Source organism: Pseudoalteromonas sp. CnMc7-15 (assembly GCF_022347925.1).
GTDB lineage: Bacteria > Pseudomonadota > Gammaproteobacteria > Enterobacterales > Alteromonadaceae > Pseudoalteromonas > Pseudoalteromonas ruthenica.
The window spans coordinates 140,557-152,070 of the sequence record NZ_JAKRFT010000001.1 but is presented as its reverse complement, the minus strand read 5'-3'; the positions used below and the strand labels follow the sequence as shown (position 1 = coordinate 152,070).

Here is an 11,514-nt window from a genome sequence, read left to right as displayed (position 1 = left end):
AATTTACAACTGTTTAAAAATAGCGCAAATAAGCAGGTTGAATTAGTGAACGCGCTCTAAGCGAATAAACTTATTATTCGCATCCAATAACAAGCGAAAACGCCCACGGATGCCGATTTGTGACATATAGGGAAGCAGTTTGTTAGCCGGGAAACGAATTTTTCGCCCGGCGTCATCAATGACTTGTACAGCAGAAATCCGGCCTTTGTAATAGGCCAGACACTGGCTGTAACTCATAGATAGCGTGAAATAAAATTCTTTAATCTCATTCACTGAGGGCTTTATCTACCTTTTCAAATAAATCTTTGCTGAGTTTTGGTAATACCTTTAAACGCTCTAGTTGCTCTTTCATCAACTGCTGACGCGTACTATCAAAACGTCGCCATGCCAACAACGGCGTGATCAGGCGCGAAGCATTCTGTGGATTGATATCATTGAGCTTCACTAAGGCATCACCCAATAGCGCGTAGCCCTGCCCATCTTTGGCATGAAATTGCGTTGGGTTACTCATCGCAAAGGCACCAATAAGAGCACGTACTCGATTGGGGTTACGCCAACTAAAGTGAGGGTGTTGGTATAAACGAGTCAGATTGGCGAAGCTGTCCGAGCCTTTGCGCAGGGCCTGAAGGTTAAACCATTTATCCATCACAAGAGTATCATGCTGCCAACGCGCCGCGAACTCGTCTAACATAGCACTACTGCGGGGGTGTTGAGCAAGGATCAACGCTTTTATCGCCGCCAAAGATAAAGTCATTGAGCCCTGATGTGCCTGGGTCTCAATAAATTCAAGCTGCGTATCTACGCGCGCTAAATACCCCATACAGGTTGCGAGTAACGCTCGCTTGGCAACGCTTTGCTGCGATTGCTGCTTATCGTCGCTGAGTTGGGTCACTACTTCGCTCAGCGGCACTTGCAAGTGCTCGGCAATTTGTTGCGCAAATGCCTCAGTCACCGCTGTGATGGCATCAACAGGGACTTGCTCAAAATGAGCACTCAAGGTATCAAAGCTAGGTAGCTGTAATAGCTCTGCGACTAAGACCAGATCATGTTCTTGACCGGCTAATGCAGCATTAAGTAAGTCACTCAATGTGGCTAACACTGCTTCATCAAGCTGGGCTTTTTCGCCCCGTCCAAGCTCGTCTAGAATACACCCGCTTAATGCACTTTGCTGCGCATCCCAGCGGGAGAAGTCGCTGCTAGCATGGCGCACTATATGCAATTGATCGTTAAGGCTCTGCTCAAACTGAACTTTAACCGGCGCGGAGAAATCCTCAAACAGCACCGCGACAGGTCGCTCGGTGATGTTATCAAACACGAACTGCTGTTCACTTTGGTGTAACTGCAATACGTTATCAGCGACGCCATGTGCACTTAAGCTCAATGCCTTACCTTGGCTATCAAGCAGTTCAATCGCCACAGGGATGAGCAAATTATCTTTGCTTGATTGATCTGCTGTCGGGCTATGATGCTGACTCAGGGTGAGTACATATTGCTGCTGTTGCGCGTCGAACTGTTCCTGAACATGCACTTGTGGGGTACCCGATTGGCTGTACCAGCGTTTAAACTGAGAGGCATCAAAGCCATTCGCATCACTCATAGCGCTAATGAAATCATCACAAGTCACCGCTTGGCCGTCATGACGCTCAATGTAGCACTGCATGCCTTTTTGGAAGCCTTGCTCACCCAGCAATGTATGCAGCATACGGATCACTTCGGCGCCCTTATCATACACCGTCACGGTATAAAAATTATTCATTTCTAATACCTTCTCAGGGCGAATAGGATGAGCCATTGGCCCCGCATCTTCAGCGAACTGATGTGTGCGCATCACCTTCACCGCATCAATTCGGTTGAGGGCCCGTGAGCCTAGATCGCTGCTGAACTCCTGATCTCGAAACACCGTCAACCCCTCTTTCAATGAGAGCTGAAACCAATCCCGACAAGTCACACGGTTACCCGTCCAATTATGGAAGTATTCGTGACCGACAATAGACTCAATCAAATGGAAATCGCGATCCGTTGAGGTTTCTGCATTGGCGAGCACACATTTCGAGTTAAAGACATTTAAGCCTTTGTTTTCCATCGCTCCCATATTGAAAAAGTCGACCGCCACTATCATGTACACATCGAGGTCGTATTCAAGATTAAAGCGCTGTTCATCCCATTGCATTGCCCGCTTGAGCGACGCCATCGCATGCGGGGCTTTACTTATATTCCCCTTATCTACATAGAGCTCTAATGCCACTTCACGACCAGAGACGGTTGTGTAGCTATCGCGTAATACGTCGAAGTCCCCGGCTACCAAGGCAAATAAGTAGCTTGGCTTTTTAAAGGGGTCGTGCCAAGTTGCAAAGTGGCGACCATCGGCTAAGTCACCGCTGGCAATCTTGTTGCCATTTGACAGTAGGTAGGGGAACTGGGCTTTATCCGCTTTGATGGTGACCTCATACTCGGCCATAACATCGGGTCTATCAAGGAAGTAGGTGATTTTACGAAATCCCTCAGCTTCACACTGGGTGCAATAAGCACCGTCTGATAAATACAGACCTTCTAATGAGCTATTAGTTTGTGGCGAACAGGCCGTTGTTATCTCTAGTACAAAGTGTTGTGGCACATCGCGCAGCAGTAATTGCTCATCGTTAATGTCGTAATTGGTGAATATATGACCATCAACTTTAACCTCTTTAAGAGATAAATCTATACCATCTAACACTAAGTCATTTGCCGGGTTTGCCTCATTGCGACGCACCTCGGAGCGGGCATACACTGTGGTTTGCGTCGGTTGTAAATCAACGTCCAAGGTGAGGTTATCAATAAAAAAGTGAGGGGGTTGGTAGTCTTTTAAATACTTCGCATTGCCATGCTGGGAGGTCATATAGGACAGTCCTCTGTTGCTCATAGTGGGCATCAGGTGATGCCCACATTATAGGTTATTCGCTACGTTGCGCTTGTGTTTCAGGCTGTAAGTGTTTTGGCTCTAGCTTTAAAATCTTAATACCGAAATAAGCATAGATCACTGCTAACACTGGATTAATCAAATTAAAGAAGGCGTATAGAGCGTAATCAAATGGGTTAATTAGCAGTACACTTTGCATGTAGGCACCACAGGTATTCCAAGGGATAAGTGGGCTGGTTATAGTGCCGCCATCTTCTAACGTACGTGACAAATTCACTGGGCGTAAACCCCGTTTTTTGTATTCTTCTTTAAACATTCGACCCGGCACGACAATAGCAATGTACTGATCAGCAGCAACTAAATTGGTACCGATACATGTGGCGATAGTGGATGCGATAAGCGAACCTGTGGATTTAGCTATTTTTAAGATGCTGCGCACAAACACATCTAGCAGGCCGGTCTTTTCCATGATAGCGCCGAACATCAACGCCATCATAATGAGCCAAGTGGTAGTCAACATCCCCGACATGCCGCCGCCGGAGAGCAAGCTATCCATTTTTGCATTGCCAGTTTGAATAGCAAAACCATCAAAAAAGGTTGCCCAAACTAGCTTAAAATAGCCAACTAATTGGCCTTGGGAGACATCCACTTGGCTGGCTAATAATTCGCCTTGGAACAGCAGCGCCCACACCGCGCCTAATACTGCCCCAATAGAAATTGCCGGGAATGCCGGCATTTTGCGAATAGCCAGTGCCAACAACACCACTAAAGGCACCAAGTTGACGATGCTAATGTTAAAGTTGTCCTGCAACAGCCCAACCATGTTATCTATGCCTGCGGTATCACTGCTCACATCGGCATTAAAGCCCATAAAGATGAAAATGATCACGGCTATCACAAAACTCGGGACCGTGGTCCAGAGCATGTGATGGATATGAGTGAATAAGTCGGCCCCTGCCACTGCTGGCGCAAGGTTAGTGGTCTCCGATAGTGGGCTGAGCTTGTCACCAAAGTAAGCACCGGATATAACCGCACCGGCGGTGACCACAGGATCTAAGTCTAACCCATTGGCTACCCCGAGTAAGGCCACACCTATGGTGGCTGCGGTAGTCCAAGAACTGCCGATACTCATCGCCACAATTCCGCATATAACGCAGCTTGCGGCATAAAACCAATGCGGGTTAATAATTTGTAGACCGTAATAAATGAGCGTCGGCACGGTGCCCGATAGCAGCCAAGTGCCAATCAAGGCACCGACCATCAACAGTATTAATATAGCGCCCAAGGAGATGGTGATGCCTTTAATCATCGCTTCTTCTAGGGTTTTCCAGGTATAGCCGTTTTTTAAACCGATCAATGCTGCGGTGAACGTCGCAAACAGTAAGGCTATTTGATTGGGGCCTGACGACGAGCTGTCACCATAGAGATACACCGCTGCGCCGAGCAAACAAATAAGCACGACGATGGGGATCAATGCATCAAGAAACTTGGCTTCTTTGGTGGTTGTCACAATGATTCTCCTGCCCTCGCCTTAAGCACGACACACGAGGGTTATTGTTATTATCAGCGCAAAGAGTACCAGAGGAAAACATTTTTAACACCGTCTAAACGACAAAAAGGGCGCTCAAAGCGCCCTTTTTCGTGGTTTTTGGTTACTTATTGTTCTTCGCCAAGCGCCCTTGTTTAATATAATCTTGGGTGATCAACGCCGCCTCTTCCAAGAATGGGTCGAATTCATCTAATACCTCAGGGGCATCATCAACGTCTTCCACTTTTTCCAAACCTAGACGCGCAAGCCGCTCGTTGGTGCGCTTCAAAGCAAGCTCTTTGCGCTCATCACGTTGGTCAAGACGCTCTTTCTCATTCAAAGAGATGAATTTACGATCTTTCTCTTCTTTGTACTTTTTGATGTCTTGCATCACATAATTGAACTCAGGCTCACTGGCAACACGCTTATCGTGCTCCTTCGCCAAATAATTGATGGTGCCATCAAGGGTATCGACCATCGCGTAATTAGCACGGACAATGCTATCCCATGGCAACGCGTTGTCTTCTTGGCTCTCTCCCCACTCTGCGGGGTCTATCGGAGAAGGCAACTCAATATCAGGGACCACGCCTTTGTGCTGGGTACTGCCACCATCAATACGGTAGAACTTAGCGATGGTGTACTGCACGCTACCTAGTGGGTTGTCGTACAAGTCGTAGTTGCGTCCCAAGCCTCGGTGTTGCTGCACCGTGCCCTTACCAAAGGTTTGCTCGCCAATGATCACCGCACGACCGTAATCTTGCATAGCCGCCGCGAAAATTTCCGATGCCGATGCGCTGTAACGGTCCACTAATACAGTCAATGGACCATCATAATAGGTCACACCATCTCGGTCTTTTTGCTGCTCAATTCGCCCGTTAAGAGTATGAATTTGCACCACCGGCCCTTGATCGATAAACAAGCCTGTCAGCTTGGTGGCTTCGTACAAGGAGCCGCCACCATTTTGGCGTAAATCAATAACTACGCCATCTACTTTTTGCTCTTTTAACTTGACCAGCTCGCCTTTAACATCCTCAGAGAGGTTGTTATAGAAGCCTGGGATTTCAATCACGCCAATTTTGCTGGTCAGCTCAGAATAGCTGGCTTCGAACACACTCGATTTCGCTGCACGATCTTCAAGACGCACTTTATCACGCGTGATCTCTACGACTTTGGGCATGCCGTGGTCGTCTTTACCCTCTAGGTACTGCAACCGAACCACAGTGCCTTTAGGGCCTTTAATTAGATCAACGACATCATCTAAACGCCAACCGATCACATCAACAAAATCGTCTTCCCCTTGAGCAACACCGACGATGCGGTCTTCGGGGCTGATTTCACCGGTTTTATCCGCTGGGCCGCCGGGCACTAGGGAGCGAATAACGGTGTAGTCTTCATCGTAACTGAGGACCGCGCCAATGCCTTCGAGTTCAAGATCCATGTCCATCTTGAACTGCTCAGCACGTCGTGGTGATAAATAGGAAGTATGAGCTTCAATAGAACGCGCGAACGCGTTCATAATAATTTGGAAAGCGTCTTCGCTTTTTGTTTGCACTAAGCGTTTTAAGGTGTAGGTATAGCGTTTTTCCAATACCTCTTTGATGCCTTCCCAGTCTTTGCCGGTCAGCTTCAAACGCAGCGCATCGTATTTGACCTTTTGTCGCCATAACTCATTGAGTTCTTCCTGCGTTTTCGCATAGGGCGCCTGTTCACGGTCAAAGTAATATTTGTCGTCCTTAGTGAAGTCAAATTCATTCTCAAGTAAAGACAATGAATAGTCGTAGCGCTCGAAACGACGCTTCATACTAAGGTTAAATAAGTCATAGGCAAAATCGAGTTTGCCGGATTTCAACGCATTATCAAACTTATCACGATATTGCTCGTACTTAGCAATGTCCTGCTCTAGGAAGATAGTGCGATTGAAATCCAACGATTCAATGTAACGGTCGTACATTTGCTCCGACAGTTCATCATTGAATCGTATTGGCTTGTAGTGTGCACGTGTGAAGAGATTCGTCACTCGTTTACTTGCTGTACTGTGTTGCGACTCCTGCTGTAGGGTCGGCAAATCAGCCATGGTGACCTTGTCCAGTGAGGCTAAGGCCGGTGCTGCTACAAGGGCAGCGACCAGTGGGATGAGTGAAAACGACTTACTCATGCACAACTCCTTCTTTTTATACTAGGTATAAGCTATCTGCTTTAGTTTTTACCTGCATGCCGGTGACTAATTCAACGTGGATATCATCTTTGTTGACTTCAGTGATAGTACCGTTGACTAGCGCCTGACCTAGTTTAACTTTAACTTTGGTATTAGCCTTGACCTTGTCGCTTGGCAAAGGTTCAACTTTGTTACTACGACGCGGTGCAGGTTCTGCATTCTTTTTGACTTTAGCGCCTTTAGGGTGAGGCTTACCAGGTCCACTTGGACGTTTTTTGTAACCCTTTGTATCACCGTCTTTAGCACCACGAGCAGGCTTTTTACGTTTAGCCATTTTTGCGCGGCTTTGCTCAAGCGCAGTTTTTGCATGCTCAACGTGCTCTTGCTCTACTTTTTCTGCTTGGTTGCCATCTAAATCAACGCGGTATTCGTTGTTAACAACCGCTTCAAGGTAGCGCCAGTGTGAAGTGTACTTTCTCAACGCTTGACGAACTTGCGTTTTGCTGACCTTTTCACTGCCTTCAATACGCTCAGCAATGTCTTTAAAAATACCGACTTTAAGTGGCTTAATGCCTTCTTTTTGTTTAAAACAATTGGGAAATTCCTGGTACAGGAATTCCAATACTTCGTTTATGTCTTTTAGCTTGTTTGTGGTTTCCATTTCTAAACCTTAAATTTACATCTGCTCGTCTTGCGCCGAGTCGACATAGTGTTCAACCCAGTCCATTAATTCTTCGTGTTCAGCATCGAGAAGCGCGGTGTCTCCGCGTAATTGCTCCCAAATACCATTAATTATTTCATCTATGCGTTCGCAGCTTAGATCATCATCCAAGCGTTCCCATGCATGGTGGATTAGTTCGTTGTAACGCTCAGTAACGAACTCCTCTTCCCCTTCCCAGTCGCCAATATCGGACTGTGCGAAAAGGTAGTCATGTACACTAAGTAAGTCTTTCATTACAGGTATTTTTCGATGCTGTGAACTAGCTTCTCAAGGCCCTGCTTATCTTGCTCATCGAACCGTCCCACTGTCGGGCTGTCGATGTCAAGAACGGCAATGGCATTTCCTTGCTTTTTCACCACCACCACAACTTCAGAGTTTGACGCCGCATCGCAGGCGATATGCCCGGGGAATTGATGAACGTCAGTTACCAGTTGAGTGGTGTCTTCAGCAACAGCAGTACCACACACACCTTTTCCAACTTCAATGCGTACACACGCTGGTTTTCCTTGGAACGGCCCTAACACCATTTGTTGTGGCGACTCCAAAATGTAAAACCCTGCCCAGTTTATATCCTCTAAAGACATAAATAACAGCGCACTAATGTTCGCCATATTAGCAATTTGATTGGTTTCATCACTGACCAGCGCGAGTGCTTGCTGTGTCAGGGATTCATAAAAGGCTTCTTTACTCATTCACACTACTACTTCACATAGAATACGCAGTGTTTAAGGTACTCTTTGTGGCGCGCAAATGAAACCTTTTATCATGAAAAAAGTGATGCAGTCGCTTGAAAAAACGCTGATTGATTATTTTTACGCCATGAAGATAGGTAAGATTAAGCTTCGCGGGCGCTGCCCCGGCGCAGGGCAAACAAGAACAGTCCACTTCCAAGTGCCGCCATCAGTGCGTTGACAATGAGTAAAAACCCCGCCTGCGCGCCAAAAGCATAACTGAACAACGCCCCTCCTAGTAGACCTAATGTGAGTACGCCGCCGTAATGCACTTTATTGTACTTATACATCAGCAAATAGCCGGGGACGACAAACACAGCCATCGCCAGTCCCAAGATATGGGCGTTAGCAATAGCAGATAGTAATACGGCAAAAAATAGCTGCGCACCGTTTTGCTGTGCCCCTAAGGCGTAATAAATGCCTAACACCACACCAATCAATACCGGTGCTAATAAGGAATATAAAACTGCTTTTGCGAGGGTGTGTTTCATAATGCTGACTGCTGAACATGATTTATGAAAGCATTGCAGATCTGCAAAATCCTGCCAATAGCGACGTTAGTCGTAGAAAGCAAAAAGGCCTCAGCATATGCTGAGGCCTTTAATAGTGGCGGAGAGATAGGGATTCGAACCCTAGATGGGCTATTAACCCATGCCGGTTTTCAAGACCGGTGCATTCAACCGCTCTGCCATCTCTCCTGAAGCGGTACTTAGATAACTGCGTCACCTAAATAAAAATTAAGTGGCGGAGAGATAGGGATTCGAACCCTAGATGGGCTATTAACCCATGCCGGTTTTCAAGACCGGTGCATTCAACCGCTCTGCCATCTCTCCGCAGCGGCGTGCATATTAGTGAAATGCCTGACGTTTGTGAAGTGTTATTTTAAAATAATGTTCTAAATGGCTATTTTTTATCACAATCGCACAGCAATCGAACAATTTGCGAATTTTGCAGTCTATTGAAAGGTAAAGGTTTGCCCATATATAGAAGACTTGGTAATCTTTAACTCAGGTGCCCTCGGGTACTTCGAGGATCGATTTCAATTTAAGGAGTTTCACAATGGCGTTTAATAACTCGTACAGCTCGGCTAAGCCGGTGATGTCGACCATTGAGACAAATAAGGTTTTAAAAAACACTTACTTTTTACTCGCGATGACGTTGGCATTTAGTGCTGTGACAGCGGGTATTTCAATGGCGCTTAACCCACCGTTCTTTACCGGTATCGTTTGTTCACTGATTGCCCTCGGCATGTTGTTCATTATCAACAAAAAAGCAGACTCTTCAGCGGGTGTGCTACTGACCTTTGCCTTTACCGGTATTCTTGGTTTCGGCCTCGGTCCGATGTTGAACCACTATGCTGCGATGGCAAACGGCCCAATGTTGATCATGCAAGCACTTGGCTCAACGGCGCTGATCTTCTTTGGTCTTTCTGCTTATGCACTCACGACTAAGAAAGACTTCTCCTTTATGGGCGGTTTTTTGATGGTTGGCTTGGTTGTTGTGATTATCACCAGCATCGTTAATATCTTTATCGGTAGCTCGATGGTGTTCATGGTCACTAATGCAGCCGTTGTGCTTATCATGTCAGGCCTCATCCTGTTTGATACCAGCCGCATCATTAACGGTGGTGAAACTAACTACGTGCGTGCAACTGTGGCGTTGTACCTAAACGTATATAACTTATTCACTTCGTTACTGCACCTACTTGGCGCAGCTGATGACTAATTAGCAATATTTGCTAAAATGAGCCCCATTCATTGGGGCTTTTTTGTGGATGTAATTTGGCCAGCTTCGTATTATCACTGCATAGCGCACCGAGTGATGCCATCACTTTGGTGGCGCTCAAACGCTTTGTTGACAATGCCCTCTCGCTTGGGCACCAAATAAAAACGATTTTTCTCTATCAAGATGGGGTTTATCATGCGCTGGATCAGTTCGATGTCAGTAGCGATGAATTCGATGTCGCAGCGCTGTGGCAGCAGCTCTTTGATAGCGGAATTGAATTGAGCCTGTGTATCACCGCAGCTAACAAGCGTGGCATTGACACCGAGCAGGTTAAACTATTTACCGTCTCGGGACTTGCAGAGTTTGCCATGCTCGCCACTGACGCCGACAGGTGGGTACAATTCAAATGAATAACATCTTAGTCATCTCTAAACACGGGCCCTATCATCAGCAAAGTCTGCGCGAGTCCTTAGATATGGTCCTTATTTTCGCCGCTATTGATCAGCAGGTTACCTGGTTACTAGAAGGTGCAGCGGTACTCTCACTAGTGAAAAATCAACGCCCCAGTGCGCAGCAACAAAAAGACTTCACTAAAGCCATCGGCATGTTGGAAATCTATGATATTGAATCTGTCTATGTGTGCGCCGATGCGCTGAACGAGCATAGCTTGAGCACAGATGACTTGGCGATAGAGGTGCAAATCGCCTATGACAATGACAAGCGTGCATTAATCAAGCACGTGGATAAGGTAGTGACTTTATGAGCAAGGGTACATTATTCATCGTGCGTAGTGCACTTAGCGAGCACCCTACTCTGAGCAGCATCATTAGCAAGGAAGACGGCGTGTTACTACGCGCTGAGGCCTGTTACAATGCATCGGCTTTTGTAGGGCTGGGTGTGGCCACTTATGCCCTTGAGCAAGATGTGAATGCCTGTGGCGGGCACCATCGCACAACAGGTGTCACCGTGATTAACGATGCGCAGTGGGTCGAATTGACCTTACAATACCAACGAACAATCAGTGAGTAAATCAGTGAGCAACATGATTGAATTCAACGGCCAAGAAATAGCAACAGACAAACAAGGCTATCTGCTCGATAGTAGCCAGTGGCAGAAAGAGTTAGCTCCAGTTATCGCCGCGCAAGAGAACATTGAACTCACAGAGGCGCATTGGGAAGTGGTGATGTTTGTCCGTGACTTTTATCAGGAATTTGATACCAGCCCAGCGATTCGTATGCTGGTAAAGGCCATGGCAAAGAAATTGGGAGAGGACAAGGGTAATAGCAAATACTTGTATAAGCTCTTTCCCAAGGGGGCGGCAAAACAAGCGACTAAAATAGCCGGTTTACCCAAACCGGCTCGGTGTATTTAACCTTACCACCAACAAGCTATGCTGAGCTTGTCAGGGTCATCTGGCAGGCTCATAAACTTTTCTTTTGAGCCAACATACCACCTTTTAAAGTTTCTTCGCTTTGCGCCGAAAGGGGATAGTCCAAGCACCAAACTTATACCTTCCTGAATATCTTCGTTTCCGTAATCGGCCCCACCCTTAAGCTCCTTCTTAATTCGGGGAACCACCACACGATAGGTTTTCTCTGCTTCTTCTTTAGCAAATATCTGCTCCACACCCATTGTTATTAAGGTGGTTAAGGGCGATGCAGTTCTCAAGTCCTTCAGGAAGGCAGCGAAGCGTCCCTTTTCGGTACTTTTAAGTTCCATTTTGAGTTCTCCATTATCACATAAAAAATTATTAGGTCA

General features: G+C 46.6%; 14 protein-coding genes and 2 tRNA genes. 5 read left to right on the top strand and 11 right to left on the bottom strand.

Translation table 11 applies throughout. The annotated features are described in order from the left end of the window. Positions 1 to 42: 42 nt before the first annotated feature. The 10 genes from MHM95_RS00745 to MHM95_RS00700 all read right to left on the bottom strand — a co-directional run bounded on the left by MHM95_RS00745 (position 43) and on the right by MHM95_RS00700 (position 8,864). Complete coding sequence (locus MHM95_RS00745) at positions 43 to 264, bottom strand: DUF2835 domain-containing protein (protein WP_026110974.1); 222 nt, start codon at positions 262 to 264, stop codon at positions 43 to 45. 1 nt (position 265) lies between these two features. Continuing rightward, on the bottom strand, positions 266 to 2,875 hold the full coding sequence (pepN, locus tag MHM95_RS00740; protein ID WP_239383931.1) for an aminopeptidase N: 2,610 nt from the start codon (positions 2,873 to 2,875) through the stop codon (positions 266 to 268). A 55-nt stretch (positions 2,876 to 2,930) separates the two neighbouring features. Then, the gene (gene nhaC / locus MHM95_RS00735; protein ID WP_045978717.1) at positions 2,931 to 4,406 is read right to left on the bottom strand and encodes a Na+/H+ antiporter NhaC; all 1,476 of its coding nucleotides are present in this window, start codon (positions 4,404 to 4,406) and stop codon (positions 2,931 to 2,933) included. Positions 4,407 to 4,548: 142 nt separating this feature from the next. Continuing rightward, positions 4,549 to 6,579, bottom strand: a complete 2,031-nt coding sequence (gene prc, locus MHM95_RS00730; RefSeq protein ID WP_022943974.1) for a carboxy terminal-processing peptidase — start codon at positions 6,577 to 6,579, stop codon at positions 4,549 to 4,551. A gap of 16 nt (positions 6,580 to 6,595) precedes the next feature. Beyond that, positions 6,596 to 7,240: an RNA chaperone ProQ gene (proQ, locus tag MHM95_RS00725; RefSeq protein ID WP_022943975.1), complete on the bottom strand. Its 645-nt coding sequence runs from the start codon at positions 7,238 to 7,240 to the stop codon at positions 6,596 to 6,598. A 15-nt stretch (positions 7,241 to 7,255) separates the two neighbouring features. Further along, positions 7,256 to 7,534 (bottom strand): hypothetical protein, encoded by a 279-nt coding sequence (locus MHM95_RS00720; protein ID WP_022943976.1) that lies wholly within the window; start codon positions 7,532 to 7,534, stop codon positions 7,256 to 7,258. Beyond that, positions 7,534 to 7,992, bottom strand: coding sequence for a GAF domain-containing protein (locus MHM95_RS00715; RefSeq protein ID WP_022943977.1), 459 nt, complete (start codon positions 7,990 to 7,992; stop codon positions 7,534 to 7,536). Before MHM95_RS00715 ends, MHM95_RS00720 begins: the two co-directional genes overlap by 1 nt. A gap of 143 nt (positions 7,993 to 8,135) precedes the next feature. Next, complete coding sequence (locus tag MHM95_RS00710; RefSeq protein ID WP_239383930.1) at positions 8,136 to 8,522, bottom strand: hypothetical protein; 387 nt, start codon at positions 8,520 to 8,522, stop codon at positions 8,136 to 8,138. A gap of 116 nt (positions 8,523 to 8,638) precedes the next feature. Further along, a tRNA-Ser gene (locus MHM95_RS00705) sits at positions 8,639 to 8,729 on the bottom strand. A gap of 44 nt (positions 8,730 to 8,773) precedes the next feature. Then, a tRNA-Ser gene (locus MHM95_RS00700) sits at positions 8,774 to 8,864 on the bottom strand. Positions 8,865 to 9,090: 226 nt separating this feature from the next. Between MHM95_RS00700 and MHM95_RS00695 the strand changes: the two genes are divergently transcribed. The 5 genes from MHM95_RS00695 to MHM95_RS00675 are packed head-to-tail and all read left to right on the top strand — an operon-like array spanning position 9,091 to position 11,128. Continuing rightward, positions 9,091 to 9,756, top strand: a complete 666-nt coding sequence (locus MHM95_RS00695) for a Bax inhibitor-1/YccA family protein (protein WP_022943979.1) — start codon at positions 9,091 to 9,093, stop codon at positions 9,754 to 9,756. Between the two features lie 56 nt (positions 9,757 to 9,812). After that, a complete protein-coding gene (tusD, locus tag MHM95_RS00690; RefSeq protein ID WP_130145235.1) occupies positions 9,813 to 10,166 on the top strand; it encodes a sulfurtransferase complex subunit TusD in 354 nt (117 codons plus the stop codon). After that, positions 10,163 to 10,519, top strand: a complete 357-nt coding sequence (tusC, locus tag MHM95_RS00685; RefSeq protein WP_239383929.1) for a sulfurtransferase complex subunit TusC — start codon at positions 10,163 to 10,165, stop codon at positions 10,517 to 10,519. Before tusD ends, tusC begins: the two co-directional genes overlap by 4 nt. Then, complete coding sequence (locus MHM95_RS00680; protein WP_022943982.1) at positions 10,516 to 10,785, top strand: DsrH/TusB family sulfur metabolism protein; 270 nt, start codon at positions 10,516 to 10,518, stop codon at positions 10,783 to 10,785. Before tusC ends, MHM95_RS00680 begins: the two co-directional genes overlap by 4 nt. Positions 10,786 to 10,798: 13 nt before the next feature. Next, entirely contained in the window at positions 10,799 to 11,128 is a 330-nt protein-coding gene (locus tag MHM95_RS00675; RefSeq protein ID WP_239384269.1) for a TusE/DsrC/DsvC family sulfur relay protein, read from the top strand. Between the two features lie 2 nt (positions 11,129 to 11,130). Here the strand turns inward: MHM95_RS00675 and MHM95_RS00670 are convergent, their stop codons facing one another. Beyond that, positions 11,131 to 11,475, bottom strand: coding sequence for a hypothetical protein (locus MHM95_RS00670; RefSeq protein WP_239383928.1), 345 nt, complete (start codon positions 11,473 to 11,475; stop codon positions 11,131 to 11,133). Positions 11,476 to 11,514 lie beyond the last annotated feature (39 nt).